Below are 15,822 nucleotides of genomic sequence, written 5' to 3' on the forward strand. Positions count from 1 at the left end.
GTAGTATCCATGTTCAGAATACTAAAGATGCCGGTTCAATCACCGGTAATATCAATAATGGTGGTTCCGGTAGCATTACTTTAGATAATGAAGGTAATTCCAGCAGTAATCAGATTAACAATACCGATACCGGTTTGATTACTATCAATAATAAAGACACTGGTGTAATTGATAGTGCGATTAGTAACTCTTCCACCGGTGCTATTAAGATTGTTAATGATAATGTTCTGGGCGGCACCATTACGAATACTGGTGATGCGAACACTACTGCTGCTAATAATATTGATATTACCAATAACAAAAATCTTACTGGTACGGTTATTAATAATGGCAAAGGTAGTATCCATGTTCAGAATACTAAAGATGCCGGTTCAATCACCGGTAATATCAATAATGGTGGTTCCGGTAGCATTACTTTAGATAATGAAGGTAATTCCAGCAGTAATCAGATTAACAATAACGGTACCGGTTCGATTACTATCAATAATAAAGAAACTGGTGTAATTGATAGTGCGATTAGTAACTCTTCCACCGGTGCTATTAAGATTGTTAATAAATTCTGCGGATAATGTTCTGGGCGGCACCATTACGAATACTGGTGATGCGAACACTACTGCTGCTAATAATATTGATATTACCAATAACAAAAATCTTACTGGTACGGTTATTAATAATGGCAAAGGTAGTATCCATGTTCAGAATACTAAAGATGCCGGTTCAATCACCGGTAATATCAATAATGGTGGTTCCGGTAGCATTACTTTAGATAATGAAGGTAATTCCAGCAGTAATCAGATTAACAATAACGGTACCGGTTCGATTACTATCAATAATAAAGAAACTGGTGTAATTGATAGTGCGATTAGTAACTCTTCCACCGGTGCTATTAAGATTGTTAATGATAATGTTCTGGGCGGCACCATTACGAATACTGGTGATGCGAACACTACTGCTGCTAATAATATTGATATTACCAATAACAAAAATCTTACTGGTACGGTTATTAATAATGGCAAAGGTAGTATCCATGTTCAGAATACTAAAGATGCCGGTTCAATCACCGGTAATATCAATAATGGTGGTTCCGGTAGCATTACTTTAGATAATGAAGGTAATTCCAGCAGTAATCAGATTAACAATAACGGTACCGGTTCGATTACTATCAATAATAAAGAAACTGGTGAGCTTGGTAGTGCGATTAGTAACTCTTCCACCGGTGCTATTAAGATTGTTAATAACAATATCTTAAGCGGATCCATTACGAATACTGGGGCTAAAGGGCTTTCTGATACTAATAATATTAATATTATTAATAACAGAAAAATTACCGGTAATATCACTAACCAAGGAACGGGTAGTATTGAGGTTACCAATAGTACTGATGGTGAGCTAGATGGTGATATCTCTAATGAAAGTTCCGGAATGATTTCTCTGATAAACAACGGAAATATTGATAACAAAGCTACAGGAGTCAGCAGCAGTACCGGAAAAATTAACAATTTGAATAACGGCACTTTAAAGATTACCAATAACAATACTATGAGCAGAGCATTTGATAATAATGGTACCGGTACGCTTATAGTAGAAAATAATGGTCAAATGAATGGAAATAAGATTACTAACAATGATGAAGGTACTATAGAAATTCATAATAATCTGAAGGGTCATCTTGATAGCGAAATTACGAATAACAAAAAAGGTAATATCCAAATTACAAACGATGATGTTTTGGGTGGTTTAATAGCTAATTTGGGTGAACGCAAAGGATCAGATGAAAATAATATTGAGATTATCAATAGAAAGACACTTACAAGTACTATCCGTAACGATGCTTCAGGGGCAATCAAAATCACCAATGAAAGCTTAGGTAATCTCAGCAGTAATATTATTAATAACCGCTCTGGTAAGATCAGTTTTATCAACCAGGGGGTAAGCTCTCCTGCACAGATTACCAACTCTGGAACTGGTGAAGTTTCGGTCATCAATAACCATATACTTCGAACAGATGTAACTAATGATGTAGCTAGTTCCGGTTTGATAACATTTAGTAACACAGCTGATTTTGAGGGTAATCTTGTCAATGCCAATTCTGGATCAATTATAGGCGTAAACACTGGAAACTTTACCGGTACCACCAGTAATTCAGGTTTCGCCAAAAACGGAAAAATTGATCTTGATAATCAGGGTATTTGGACAAATACCGGCAATTCTGTGCTAACCAATCTGACAAACAGCAAAGGAACGATTAAATTTCCAGAGATTCCTTCAGTAAATGCTGCTGATAAAGATAAATACCATAGCATAACAGTAAAAGGTGACTATACGGGTGGTGGTCAGATGTACGTTAATACGTTCTGGAATAAGGATGGCACCACTTACAGTGACCGTGTAGACATTGCTGGAAATGTAATCGGGAATAAACCGACAACTGTACATACAGCCAATAAAAATGGAATCTATGGTGATGTAACGCAGAAAGAAATACCTATCCATTCTGCTGTCGTTGTACACGTAGACGGACAAACAACAGGAAGTGACTTTACAGGTAAAGCTCCAACTACAAATGCCGGTGAAGCACAGCTTGAAAAAATCAACACCACTCGTGCGGATGGCTCAGCAGGAACAGATTATGCATGGACTTTAAAAGCTAAGGGCAAAACTGGTCCAGACAAACCCAATCCACCTGAAGTACCCATTTATGCAGAACCGGTATCAGGCTATGTACAAATGCCTACAGCAGATATGGAACTAGGCTTTACCACGATCGGTACATTGCATGAACGTCGTAGTGAAAATCAGACTTACAATATCAACGGTACCAATAATACGGCTCTAGGTGAAGACCAACAGCAAACATGGGCCAGAGTAGTTGTAAAACATCTGGATAAAGATGGTAAGAAACGTTTGGATACTGCCGGAAATCAGTCTGTTCTTCAAATTGGTCACGATTTTATATTGGATGAAAACGATAAAAATGGTACACGCCGACATGTAGGTGGCTATGTAGCTTATGGTCATAATGAAAATGACTTCCGAGATCAATATCGCTCAGAAAACGGTAGAGTTGTAGATGACCACTACAATGGTAAAGGCCGTACGGATGCAGTAAGTGTTGGTGGCTATGGTACATTCTACGGTATTAATGGTGGCTATGTAGATCTTGTAGGCCAGGTAACTTATCTACGTAATAAATATAGTGCACGCTCTAATGAATCCGAGCATCAAAATGGCTGGGGTGCAGCATTATCCGCTGAAACTGGAAAATCTTTCATTGTTTACGGTAACAACTGGTTTATCGAACCACAGGCTCAGTTGGTTTATCAGTATTTGTCTCTGGATGATTTTAATGACCGTATTCGCCATGTTGATCAGCACGACCCATCTGCATTGCGCGGTCGTGTAGGTATGCGCTTTGGCTATAACGGTGATGTAACGGATAATTTACCACCTTCATCATTCTATGGCGTTGCGAATATCTGGCATGATTTTGTTAATCCAAAATCTGTTGATATTGGCCGCGATAGCTTGAAAGAAGAATATGCTAAAACCTGGGGAGAGCTCGGTTTGGGTATTCAACTGCCAATTACCAAACAGAGTGATTTTTACGGAGATGTACGTTACGAGAAAAACTTTGGTAGCGACAAACGTAAAGGTTTAAAGGGCACAATGGGTTATAAATATACTTGGTTATAAACCTGTAATTGCAAAATTGACAGTATGATGCAATAAGAGGTTCGCAACAGGACAAAACTGCAAAAGGTTTTGTCCTGTTTTTTAATTTCAGAAAAAAATTTTGGCAGAATAGCTTGACCTTACCTACACGTAAAGGTTTAAGCTATTTATTTTTATAGAGGAATTATCATGAACAGACGTGATTTTCTCAAATATTCCACATTATTAGGAGCAGCAGCCGGCCTGCCATGGCCGGCTTTTGCCAAGGGAAATGCAGCCTTACCGAAGCTGATAATCCCGCCTTTGCTGGACACTGCCAAACAGACTAAAATTCAACTTACTGTACAGCAAGGTAAAAGCCAGTTTGGCAAAAATCTGATTACCACATGGGGGTACAATGGTGCTTTACTCGGGCCTGTAATTCGCTTGTACCGAGACAAACCTGTGCAGATTACAGTACATAACCGTCTTAACGAAGCCACTACAGTACACTGGCATGGTATGGAAATATCAGGTATCGCTGATGGTGGGCCACAAGCAAGCATTGAAGCCGGACAAACACGGCAAATCAACCTTACTTCAATACAACAGGCTGCAACCTGCTGGTATCATCCGCATCCGCATATGCATTCTGGAAAACAAGTAGCCATGGGGCTGGCCGGTATGCTTTTGCTAGAAGATGCCAACAGCACCAGCTTGCCATTACCTAAAAACTGGGGAATAGATGATATTCCGCTGATAATTCAGGATAAAAAATTTGATGAGAATGGGCAGATTGATTATGAGCTTAATGTACTCAGTGCTGCTGTGGGCTGGTTTGGCGATACTCTGCTGTGTAATGGGCAGCTGTATCCTCAACATTATGCGCCACGTGGCTGGCTACGACTGCGTCTGCTCAACGGCTGTAACGCCAGAAGCCTGAATCTGGCATGCAGTGATCACCGGCCGATGTATGTTATTGCCAGTGATGGAGGCTTTCTGCCTGAACCGGTAGCAGTGCAGAATCTGTACATGTTGCCGGCTGAACGTTTTGAAGTACTAATTGATACAAGCAATGGACAGGCATTTGACCTACTGACATTGCCAGTTAAGCAAATGGGAATGAATCTAGCTCCTTTTGATCATCCCTACCCAATTATCCAAATGGCCACCGTATCTACTCGGAACAACGCCACTTTGCCGGAACAGCTTAACAATAAGCTACCTGCCATCCCCTCTGTAGATATTCTAACTAATAGACAATTTAAATTGTCTATGGATTCACAGCTGGACACTCTTGGCATGAAGGCTTTACAGCAACTTTCCGGCGACTCATCCATGCATCACATGCCAACAAACCACGGACAGATGGCTGTGATGCATCATAATATGCAGGCAAACATGACTGATTTAGATTTGATGCATGCAAATCGGATTAACGGCCAGACTTTTGATATCCACAAACCAGCCTTTAAAGCTAATAAAGGACAGTATGAATGCTGGGAAATATCCGGTGTAGGCGATATGATGCTACACCCCTTCCATATACACGGTACTCAATTCAGAATCTTAAGTGAAAACGGTAAAATTCCGCCAGCTCATCGTGCAGGGTGGAAAGATATAGTCAGTGTAGAAGGTGCTGTAAGCAAAGTATTGGTCAAATTCAACCACCCTGCTCCATCTAGTTTCCCCTACATGGCACATTGTCATATACTCGAACATGAGGATACTGGCATGATGCTAAGTTTTACGGTATGAAGCAAATAATAAGTTCAAAAAATGGAACAATTTGTACTAGAGTAGAAACGAAAGAACACAGCTGATAAATATTATTATCATATCTTCGCTACTCAGTTGCACATACGAGAATAGATTTATTACTGTTGCGATTTTTTCAAACAAGGTTTGTTGAATACTCTCGGATAGCTGCAGGCAATCCGAAACAATCTTTATTTGGCTAGAATAGAAATATCCCTCAAAACAGCAAATTTTGAGGGATAAATAATAAAAAACAGTTATTGTGGTACACTGGTGCGAATTAGATAATCAAAAGCACTTAAGGCTGCTTTTGCCCCTTCACCGGCAGCAATAATAATTTGTTTATAAGGTACATTAGTACAATCACCGGCAGCAAAGACACCGGGTACACTCGTTTTACCATAGCGGTCAATCGCAATTTCATGCATTGGTTCAGTTAACTCAACGGTACCCTGCAAAAAGCTGGTATTGGGCAGCAGACCAATCTGAACAAAAATACCCTCTAAAGCTAGATGATGAGCAGTATTAGTAGTTCTGTCCTGATAATTCAAACCATTAACCTTACCTTCAGCACCAGTAACTTCAGTTGTCTGGGCATTTAAGATAACTTTTACATTGGGCAAACTGTTTAGTTTATGCTGCAAAACTTCATCTGCACGCATTTTATCGGAAAATTCGAGCAAATTGACGCTCTTCACCACACCAGCCAGATCAATGGCAGCTTCTACTCCAGAATTACCACCGCCTATTACAGCTACATCTTTACCCTTAAATAACGGGCCATCGCAATGCGGACAATAGGTAACACCTTTAGTTCGGTACTCCTGTTCACCCGGTACATTCATCGAACGCCAGTGAGCACCTGTAGAAAGAATTACTGTACGAGATTTCAGCACAGCACCACTTTCGGTATGTACTTCAATCAGGCCACCTTCAGTTTTAGCCGGTACCAGTGCACTGACTTTTTGCAGATTCATAATATCGACATCATAACTGCGTACATGGCTTTCCAGATCACGAGCAAACCGTGGACCATCTGTTGTCAATACCGAAATATAATTTTCAATCTCAAGCGTATCCAGTACCTGCCCACCAAAACGTTCTGCCACTATTCCTGTACGGATACCCTTACGTGCAGCATATACTCCAGCTGCTGCACCCGCTGGTCCGCCACCAACAATCAACACATCAAAGGGTGCCTTGGCATTCAATTCATCTACAACATCACTGGCGGCATTGCTATCCAGTTTAGCTACTATTTCAGCAAGCTCCATCCGCCCCTGACCAAAGGATTCACCATTCAGAAAAACTGCCGGCACACCCATAATCTGTTTGGCTTCAATTTCATCCTGAAACAGAGCTCCGTCAATTGCTGTATGCGTGATATTCGGATTAAGAATAGTCATCAGATTCAGCGCCTGAATTACATCCGGACAATTATGACATGTAATTGAATAATAGGTTTCAAAATGATAGTTGCCTTGCAGATTTTTAATCTGCTGCTGTAAAGATTCTGCTTCTTTAGAAGGATGTCCGCCTACCTGTAATAAGGCCAGCACCAGCGAACTAAACTCATGCCCCATCGGGTTACCGGCGAATATCAGTCCGGTATGTGTACCCGGATTGGTAATTTCAAAACTGGGCTTACGTTCAGACTCACCATCAGTGCGTAAGGAAACTTTATCACTAAGTGCTTCTACCTCTTGTAACAGTGCCAGCATGTCGCGAGCACCTGCACTTTCATCCAGAGTTGCTATGATTTCAACCGGTCTGGTTACATATTCTAAATAAGCTTTTAATTGGCTTTTCAGGGTGTCGTCTAACATATTACTGCTCCATTACATTAAAAATAACAATCGATATTCTATTTTTGATAGCCTGTATATTTATTTTACTAAAAAGCCCAGATACCGCAGCCGGTATCCGGACTGAATGGCTGCTAATTAACAGCAGATAAGATGTGTGTGTTTAAGTGCTTAAATTTTACCAACCAGTTCCAAAGAAGGAGCCAGTGTTTTATCGCCTTCTTTCCATTTAGCTGGACATACTTCACCCGGATGAGATGCTACATACTGGGCAGCTTTAACTTTACGTACCAAATCAGATGCTTCACGTCCGATACCTTCAGCAGTTACTTCCACACTCTGAATGATACCTTGAGGGTCTACCAAGAAAGTAGCACGGTCAGCAGAACCTTGACCTTCGCGCATTACACCAAAATTAGTAGCCAGCGTACCATTACGGTCGCCCAGCATAAAATATTTGATTTTTGCAATGGTATCAGAAGTATCATGCCAAGCTTTATGAGTGAAATGTGTATCGGTAGATACAGAGTAAACTTCCACACCCATTTTTTGCAATTCATCATAATGATCAGCTAGATCACCTAATTCAGTCGGGCAAACAAAAGTAAAGTCAGCTGGGTAGAAAAAGAAAACAGACCATTTACCTTTCACATCAGCATCACTGATATCAACAAATTTACCGTTATGAAAAGCTGTGGTATTAAAAGGTTTAATTTCGGTATTTACATTAGCAACCATAAGTATCTCCTTAAAAAAGGTTGAATTAATTAATGAACGTATAGTACACAAAATTCTTTAATAAATATAATCAAATGATTTTATGTAAGCGATAGTTTTTTTTATTTATAAAAATCAAATATTTGATTTTTTAACACCTGATAATTTTTAAAAAGCATTGAGAAAATCATTATTTAATCCATTCTACTAAGCAGATAATGAAAACTGAAACTAAGATGACTTTTGAAATCATTGTTTCTCTGAGTATTTCATTCACAATTAAAACCAGACTATAATAATTAAATCAAGCCTATATATTTGATTACATATTGAAATCTAAGTTTTGATTTCTATTATTACGGGACAAATTTGACTGTACATCCTAACCAGTAATATGCAGGGGCTGAAACCTATGAAAAGTCATATTCTGCAATTAGCCTTATTCCTAGTAGTTTTAATATGGTCTGGCTATCAGCCACATGACTATCCCACTTGGGGGCTAGAAGTATTTCCGGCTTTGATAGGTGTTGCAATACTTATATGTACCTATTCCCGTTTCCGCTTCAGTAAATTGATGTACTGGGTCGTACTGATTCATGCATTAATTTTATTGATCGGGGGCCATTACACCTATGCACAAGAACCAGTATTTAATTACCTGCGCAGCTTGCTTGGCTGGTCACGAAATAATTACGATAAATTAGGCCATTTTTTTCAGGGTTTCTCGCCAGCCATTATCGCCAGCGAATTACTCTGGGGCTTGCACATCGTACGCCAACGTAGTTGGGTAATCTTTCTAAGTGGCTGTGTATGTATGGCTATCAGTGCCATTTATGAGCTATTCGAATGGATGGTAGCAGAAATCAGTAATCAGGAAGCTGTCGCTTTTCTGGGTACACAAGGCGATGTATGGGATACTCAGAAAGATATGCTATGGTGTCTAATCGGCGCCAGCAGCATGCTGATTTATCTCTACTTCAGTAAACGTCATTTACAGCCAGAGAACGAAGAAAAAACCTTCCACTCCATGTATCCAACTAAATAATGTTTATTTATCCTAAAATAGTTTAGGCTCTATTTTGTTCAGATAAGAGTACAGAAACAATATCTACTAATCAAAAAAAGTCAAATATTAACTGATGCACTTTTTTCCAGCTTGATTTTGATTTCTTTGATATCTTCTTCAAAAATCATAATCACACCCAGATAAGCCATACCAAACATCATCGCTGTGATAAATGAACTGGCTATAGCCATAACATTCATCCACACCAAACCCAAAGCAAAAACGATAAAGCATAAAGCAAAAATTGCATTGAAATAAAATTTTACCCGTTTAAATTTTTGTTCTTTATGCGTCAGCTGTTCACTTAAATCCTTACCAACTGCAGCAGATTCAGTAGTTTGGTTCATAAGTTCAAACTCCAGTACATGTAAAGCAGAGGAAATCAATTGTAAAATTTAATTACTTAATGGTACTTATTCTAACCTATATTACTTTTACAATGAAGTATCATTCATTTAAATATGATTTTAAAAACAGGCAATAATATATATTTTACTTCCTCATACTGATGATTAAAAATTGTAATAAAAACAGCCTACAAAAATACTAGTTGCTTGAAATAAAAATGTTTAGTATTAACTGATTTAATTATGATTGTAAAAAAATTTATTAAAAATAAATTTATCTGCGATTGCCTGGATATTTTTGAGTAATTGAAGTGTAATACTTGTTGTAAAAAAACATTGGAATATAAAAATCAAAAAAGGCTGAAATTAATCCATTTCAGCCTTTTGCATCTGATAGCCTCAAAAATTATTAAATAAATTCATTTATTTGACAATTTTTAGCCCTTTTTTCCCGCCAGACTGATTAGTTTCAGCAGCCGGATTTTTTTCGGAGCTATTTTCCGTATCAAAAGTCTCTTCGGATGTAGAAATCGAAGCTTTTTCATCAGTAAGCGGCTCTAATTCGAAACCCATTCCCTCACCAGTTTCCCGAGCAAACAGACTAATAACATGTCCAACTGGAATCCAGATATCATGTGATATACCGTTGAAACGAGCTGCAAAGCTTACCCACTCATTATCAATATTCAGATTATGCGCTGCCACAGCACCAATATTGAGCACAATCTCATTATCTCGAACATACTGAAGAGGGACTTGGGTTTTATCATTTACCCATGCAACAATGTGCGGTGTATAACCACTGTCCAGCGCCCACTCATACAGAGCGCGTAGAATGTAAGGTTTAGTACTCAGTTTGCTCATTGTGTTCTCCCTTTATCAAGAATGCTTAACGACGCATGGCCTTTTCTGCCGGTGTTAATGCATCAATGAAGGCTTCGCGTTGGAAAATACGTTCTGCATATTTCAGCAAAGGTGCTGCCGATTTTGGCAACTTAATGTCATAGTGATCCAAGCGCCATAACAACGGCGCCAGTGCCACATCAATCATGGAAAAATCATCACCAATAATGTATTTATTCTTGCTAAATGCCGGTGCCAGCATAGTTAGCCCCTGTGTAATGGCTTCGCGGGCTTTATTCATTTCTTTATTACTGGATTCTGGATTTTCCAATACCAGTACATGGCTGAACAGTTCCTTTTCTAGCCGATACAAAACCAGACGGCCCCGGCCACGCATAACCGGATCTGCCGGCATCAGCTGCGGATGAGGAAAGCGTTCATCAATGTATTCATTAATAATATTGGATTCATACAGAATCAGGTCACGCTCCACTAGCACGGGTACCTGATTATAAGGGTTCATCACAGCCAAATCTTCAGGCTTATTGTAAACGTCTACATCTTTTATTTCAAAATCCATGCCCTTTTCATACAGGACAAAGCTGCAACGCTGACTAAACGGGCAGGTAATACCCGCATATAATGTCATCATGATTAATTTCCCAGAATTACCGTATAATATCAATACAGTGTGGTGTCAAAAAAATTATCTAATTATAGACAAATGACTCTATTTTTACCAGAAAAATAGCTTAAGTTTATGTTTATTAAAAATTTTTCTAAAAAAACTTACTTCTGTACAACCATAGCAACTATGCAGGATTGGGTTCATCAAAAAACTGTTGGTGGATGTTAAACTGTGCTGCCAAAGCCTGCGCCAGAGCCTGAATACCATAGCGTTCAGTTGCATGATGCCCGGCAGCGATAAACACAACACCGTACTCCTGTGCCAAATGGTATTGTGGTTCGGATACTTCACCTGTGATAAAAGCATCTACTCCTGTATCAATGGCCTGCTGAAAAAAACTTTGACCCCCACCAGTGCACCAGCCCAGTTTACGAATCTGCTGTTGTGGCTTGGTACTTAACAGCAACGGTTTTCGACCAAGATTTTGTGCCAGCTGCTCAGCAAGCTCTACCGGAGTTTGTGGATGAGTCAGAGTGCCGAATTGCAGCAGGTTCTGTTCCCCACCACATCCGTCAAGCTGCCAACCCAAACGTAACCCCAACTGCACGTTATTACCCCATCGTTGGTGTGCATCCAGTGGCAAATGATAGCCAGCAAGATTAATATCATGGCATAACAGCGTCTGAATGCGACGCTTTTTCCAGCCGGTAATAACCGCATTTTCGTTTTTCCAAAACATACCATGATGTACCAGTAGCATATCTGCTTGCTGAGCAACAGCAAAATCAATCGCTGCCTGACTGGCAGTGACTGCACAGACGATCCTATTCACCTCATTCTTGCCCTCTATCTGCAGTCCATTGGGGCAAAAATCACGAAACTGGTTTATATCAAGCTGCGTAGCACACCAGTCTAAAATCTCATTTCTATTGGCCATGAATTACCTTATATCAATATGAATACGACTTTTTCTTAATTATATATACTAGATTAAACAATTGATTGAATTAAAACCTAATAGCGCTGGCTATATTGTTCATTTTATAAATTGTACAAACAAATTTCATGTATTAATTCTAAAATCATGTTTCGAATAACACTTAAATAAATTTCAATACATTGATCTATAAATACAATTTAAAAAATTCTAGTTTAAAAGGAAATGTAATGGGGTGCATAAATTTTATTTACTTAATAAGCTAAATAATAGCAGTAGCAAAGTGCAAAAAAAAATACTACTGGATAAACTTACTATGACAGATACCACAACAATTACTATCTACACCTTTTAAACAGTTACAAAAAACTTGCTCTTATTTTGCCTCAATGTTTTTAAGGAAAAACTACTGATTTTAATTTTTGAGTTTTTTATAAAACAAACATATTAGGAAAGTTTGGATTAAACTAGTATGTAAATACATCTAAAAGCGTATTTATAATTAAAAAAAAACACACTGAACACTGTAATCATTTCCTGCTGCAAATCTGGTAAAACAGTTGACCTGACAATAGTGTATAAGTCTACCGGTAATTTCGAAAATTCAAACTTGCATGTACAAGCCAATCTTATACATCATGCAGCATTGACAAAAGCATACATAAAAGCTTATTTCAATTAATACATACAAAGCTTTTTCTAGCATTTAAATGCTTTATATATTATGAAAGCTAATTTATTAATTGAACACAAAATAAATCAATATAAATTGGATATGTATAACTTATATTTAAAAAGCCATTAACTGTTATAAATACAGCTAATGGCCTTATTCTGTATAAAAAATTATCTGAAATTATGATTTATTTAACACGTTGATGCAGATTCTGAATACTGTACACTTGGGTATGAGACAACTGGCTGACACCTTCGCTCATGGCCAGTGCGCCTGCAATAGTAGTGTACAGAGGCACGCGCATATTGAGTGCACTGCGGCGGATCGAGTGGCTGTCTTGGATGGATTGCATATCACTGCTAACAGTGTTTACTACCAGTGCAATTTCGCCATTTTTGATGGCATCGACTATATGCGGTCTGCCTTCAGTAACTTTATTAACTACCTGTACATTAATCCCATGCTGTGCCAGAAAAGCTGCAGTACCGCGCGTGGCACAAAGACCATAGCCGAGTGACTGAAAATTAGTGGCTACCTGCACCACAGAGGGCTTGTCTTCATCCCGTACAGCTAGGAAAACTTTGCCGATGGCCGGCATACGTTCACCAGCACCAAGCTGTGCTTTTAGATAAGCTTCGGCAAAAGTTTCACCTACGCCCATCACTTCACCAGTTGAACGCATTTCTGGCCCCAGAATGGTATCGACACCGGGGAATTTAATGAATGGGAACACAGCTTCTTTAACTGCATAGAATTCTGGAATAATTTCCTGCGTGAAGCACTGCTCTGCAAGTGATATGCCTGCCATAACCCGTGCACCGATTTTAGCCAGTGGTACGCTGGTAGCTTTGGATACAAAGGGTACGGTACGTGAAGCACGCGGGTTGACTTCTAGAACGTAGACAACATCATCCTGTACCGCAAATTGCACGTTCATCAGCCCAACAACTTTTAATTCTTTAGCCATAGCTGCTGTTTGGCGACGAATTTCATCCTGAATGGCAGGCGACAAAGAATATGGCGGAATGGAGCAGGCAGAATCACCACTATGTACCCCAGCCTGTTCTACGTGCTGCATAATGCCGCCAATTACCACCTGCTGCCCATCGCAGACACAATCTACGTCTACTTCGATGGCATGACTGAGGAAATAATCGAGTAATACCGGACTGTCGTTGGATACCTGCACAGCTTCGCGCATATAGGTTTGTAGTTCGGTAGCTGAATGTACCACCTGCATGGCACGGCCACCAAGTACGTAAGAAGGACGTACTACCAACGGATAGCCAACTTCTTCTGCTAGCTGTAATGCTTCGCCTTCGGTACGTGCGGTACGGTTTTCCGGCTGACGCAATTTCAAAGTATACAAAATCTTTTGGAAACGTTCTCTGTCTTCCGCTGCATCAATGGCATCTGCCGAAGTTCCGATGATGTTTACACCATTGGCTACTAGTTCATTCGCCAGTTTAAGGGGCGTTTGACCACCATAATGTACAATCAGGCCGTCTGGTTGCTCAGTATGGCAAATTTCGAGTACATCTTCGAGTGTGAGTGGTTCGAAATACAGACGATCGGAAGTATCGTAATCTGTAGACACAGTTTCAGGATTACAGTTAACCATGATGGTTTCAAAACCAGACTCACGCAAAGCCAAAGCAGCATGCACACAGCAATAATCAAATTCGATACCCTGTCCAATCCGATTTGGTCCACCACCCAGAATCATGATTTTTTTTCGCTGACTCGGCTCAGCCTCACACTCTTCTTCATAAGTGGAATACAGATAGGCAGTGTCGGTAGCAAATTCAGCTGCACAGGTATCAACACGTTTGTATACTGGATGGAGCTTCAGCTGATGCCGATGCTGTCGCACGCTAGTTTCATCAGAACCCAGCAACTGAGCCAGACGTTTATCTGAAAAACCTTTGCGCTTCAGCCTACGCAAGCTGGCGTAATCAATGTTATCAAGCTTCTGGCCAGATAATTGCTGCTCTTCTGTAATTAAATCAGCAATTTGAGCCAGAAACCATGGATCAATAGCGCATATCTGCTGGATTTCGGTAAGAGAAAAACCGGCTCGGAAGGCGTCGGCGACATACAGAATACGTTCTGGGCCAGGATTAGCCAATTCACGCTGAATCACCGCCCTATCACTACTGCGGCTGGTAAAACCGCTCAAACCTACTTCTAGACCGCGTAAAGCTTTATGTATAGATTCCTGAAAAGTACGGCCGATGGCCATAACTTCACCTACTGATTTCATCTGAGTAGTCAGACGATCATCTGCTGTTGGAAATTTTTCAAAAGCAAAACGCGGCACTTTGGTCACAACATAATCAATTGCTGGCTCAAAAGAAGCTGGAGTCCGGCCGCCGGTAATGTCGTTCTGTAATTCATGCAGGGTATAGCCAACAGCCAATTTAGCAGCAATTTTGGCAATTGGGAAACCTGTGGCTTTAGAAGCGAGCGCTGATGAACGGCTAACACGCGGATTCATTTCAATCACTATCATCTCGCCATTATTCGGATTAATGGCAAACTGAACGTTAGACCCCCCTGTATCGACCCCTATTTCGCGTAATACAGCCAACGATGCATCACGCATAAGCTGGTATTCTTTATCGGTAAGAGTCTGTGCCGGCGCTACAGTAATAGAGTCTCCGGTATGGACTCCGCATGGATCAAAGTTTTCAATCGAGCAAATGATGATGCAATTGTCGGCACGGTCGCGCACGACTTCCATCTCATACTCTTTCCACCCCAGTACGGACTGTTCGACCAACAGTTCATGTGTAGGTGAAGCATCGAAACCGCGTTCACAGATGCTGATAAATTCATCTTTGTTATAAGCGATACCGCCGCCGCTGCCACCCATAGTGAAAGATGGCCTAATGAGTGCCGGAAATCCCACTTGTGTTTGTGCTTCTAGTGCCTGCTCCATACTGTGGCAGATAAAGGATTTCGGTGTATTCAAACCGATTTTATTCATAGCCTCTTTGAAACGGCCACGGTCTTCTGCTTTATCGATCGCATCCTCTGAAGCACCAATCAATTCTACCTGATATTGTTTCAGGATACCTTGGTGCGCTAAGTCTAGCGCACAGTTGAGTGCTGTTTGCCCACCCATGGTTGGCAAGATGGCATCCGGACGTTCTTTTTCGATAATTTTTGCGACCGTTTGCCACATAATGGGCTCTATATAAGTAACATCGGCCATGTCCGGATCGGTCATGATAGTGGCAGGATTGGAGTTCACAAGGATGACTTTATAGCCTTCTTCGCGTAATGCTTTGCATGCTTGTGCACCGGAATAGTCAAACTCACATGCCTGACCGATTACAATGGGGCCGGCACCAATAATAAGAATAGATTTTAGGTCTGTGCGCTTGGGCAT

At 40.2% G+C, this 15,822-nt stretch carries 10 protein-coding genes and 1 pseudogene; 4 read left to right on the forward strand and 7 right to left on the reverse strand.

Features of this window, described 5'->3' with window-relative positions; genetic code table 11:
- The 3 genes and pseudogenes from BHC43_RS10700 to cueO form a co-directional block, all read left to right on the forward strand.
- Positions 1–569 (forward strand): annotated as a pseudogene (locus BHC43_RS10700) (hypothetical protein); the annotation flags it as partial.
- A complete protein-coding gene (locus BHC43_RS05255; protein ID WP_100156723.1) occupies positions 547–3,693 on the forward strand; it encodes an autotransporter family protein in 3,147 nt (1,048 codons plus the stop codon). The pseudogene BHC43_RS10700 and the gene BHC43_RS05255, both read left to right, overlap by 23 nt.
- A 168-nt stretch (positions 3,694–3,861) precedes the next feature.
- Positions 3,862–5,409, forward strand: coding sequence for a multicopper oxidase CueO (gene cueO, locus BHC43_RS05260; protein ID WP_100156724.1), 1,548 nt, complete (start codon positions 3,862–3,864; stop codon positions 5,407–5,409).
- A 257-nt stretch (positions 5,410–5,666) separates the two neighbouring features.
- On the opposite strand, the gene ahpF is transcribed toward cueO, so the two are convergent.
- Both ahpF and ahpC read right to left on the reverse strand, forming a co-directional pair.
- A complete protein-coding gene (gene ahpF / locus BHC43_RS05265; RefSeq protein WP_100156725.1) occupies positions 5,667–7,235 on the reverse strand; it encodes an alkyl hydroperoxide reductase subunit F in 1,569 nt (522 codons plus the stop codon).
- Between the two features lie 150 nt (positions 7,236–7,385).
- Positions 7,386–7,952, reverse strand: a complete 567-nt coding sequence (ahpC, locus tag BHC43_RS05270) for an alkyl hydroperoxide reductase subunit C (RefSeq protein WP_100141220.1) — start codon at positions 7,950–7,952, stop codon at positions 7,386–7,388.
- Positions 7,953–8,343: 391 nt separating this feature from the next.
- Between ahpC and BHC43_RS05275 the strand changes: the two genes are divergently transcribed.
- A complete protein-coding gene (locus BHC43_RS05275; protein ID WP_100156726.1) occupies positions 8,344–8,976 on the forward strand; it encodes a DUF2238 domain-containing protein in 633 nt (210 codons plus the stop codon).
- An 80-nt stretch (positions 8,977–9,056) separates the two neighbouring features.
- Here BHC43_RS05275 and BHC43_RS05280 read toward each other — a convergent pair whose 3' ends face one another.
- The 5 genes from BHC43_RS05280 to carB form a co-directional block, all read right to left on the reverse strand.
- Positions 9,057–9,344 (reverse strand): hypothetical protein, encoded by a 288-nt coding sequence (locus BHC43_RS05280; RefSeq protein ID WP_100141218.1) that lies wholly within the window; start codon positions 9,342–9,344, stop codon positions 9,057–9,059.
- A gap of 423 nt (positions 9,345–9,767) precedes the next feature.
- The gene (locus tag BHC43_RS05285; RefSeq protein ID WP_100156727.1) at positions 9,768–10,208 is read right to left on the reverse strand and encodes a ClpXP protease specificity-enhancing factor; all 441 of its coding nucleotides are present in this window, start codon (positions 10,206–10,208) and stop codon (positions 9,768–9,770) included.
- Between the two features lie 25 nt (positions 10,209–10,233).
- On the reverse strand, positions 10,234–10,839 hold the full coding sequence (locus BHC43_RS05290; RefSeq protein WP_100141216.1) for a glutathione S-transferase N-terminal domain-containing protein: 606 nt from the start codon (positions 10,837–10,839) through the stop codon (positions 10,234–10,236).
- Positions 10,840–10,999: 160 nt separating this feature from the next.
- The gene (locus BHC43_RS05295) at positions 11,000–11,752 is read right to left on the reverse strand and encodes a Nif3-like dinuclear metal center hexameric protein (protein WP_100156728.1); all 753 of its coding nucleotides are present in this window, start codon (positions 11,750–11,752) and stop codon (positions 11,000–11,002) included.
- 863 nt (positions 11,753–12,615) lie between these two features.
- Complete coding sequence (gene carB, locus BHC43_RS05300) at positions 12,616–15,822, reverse strand: carbamoyl-phosphate synthase large subunit (RefSeq protein WP_100156729.1); 3,207 nt, start codon at positions 15,820–15,822, stop codon at positions 12,616–12,618.

It is taken from the genome of Snodgrassella alvi, from assembly GCF_002777855.1.
Taxonomy (GTDB): Bacteria; Pseudomonadota; Gammaproteobacteria; order Burkholderiales; family Neisseriaceae; genus Snodgrassella; species Snodgrassella alvi_E.

Bases quoted from the DNA above. Each gene is read 5' to 3' on its own strand.
- cueO (WP_100156724.1), top strand. From the start codon at position 3,862: ATGAACAGACGTGATTTTCTCAAATATTCCACATTATTAGGAGCAGCA.
- ahpF (WP_100156725.1), bottom strand. From the start codon at position 7,235: ATGTTAGACGACACCCTGAAAAGCCAATTAAAAGCTTATTTAGAATAT.
- ahpC (WP_100141220.1), bottom strand. From the start codon at position 7,952: ATGGTTGCTAATGTAAATACCGAAATTAAACCTTTTAATACCACAGCT.
- BHC43_RS05275 (WP_100156726.1), top strand. From the start codon at position 8,344: ATGAAAAGTCATATTCTGCAATTAGCCTTATTCCTAGTAGTTTTAATA.
- BHC43_RS05280 (WP_100141218.1), bottom strand. From the start codon at position 9,344: ATGAACCAAACTACTGAATCTGCTGCAGTTGGTAAGGATTTAAGTGAA.
- BHC43_RS05285 (WP_100156727.1), bottom strand. From the start codon at position 10,208: ATGAGCAAACTGAGTACTAAACCTTACATTCTACGCGCTCTGTATGAG.
- BHC43_RS05290 (WP_100141216.1), bottom strand. From the start codon at position 10,839: ATGATGACATTATATGCGGGTATTACCTGCCCGTTTAGTCAGCGTTGC.
- BHC43_RS05295 (WP_100156728.1), bottom strand. From the start codon at position 11,752: ATGGCCAATAGAAATGAGATTTTAGACTGGTGTGCTACGCAGCTTGAT.
- carB (WP_100156729.1), bottom strand. From the start codon at position 15,822: ATGCCCAAGCGCACAGACCTAAAATCTATTCTTATTATTGGTGCCGGC.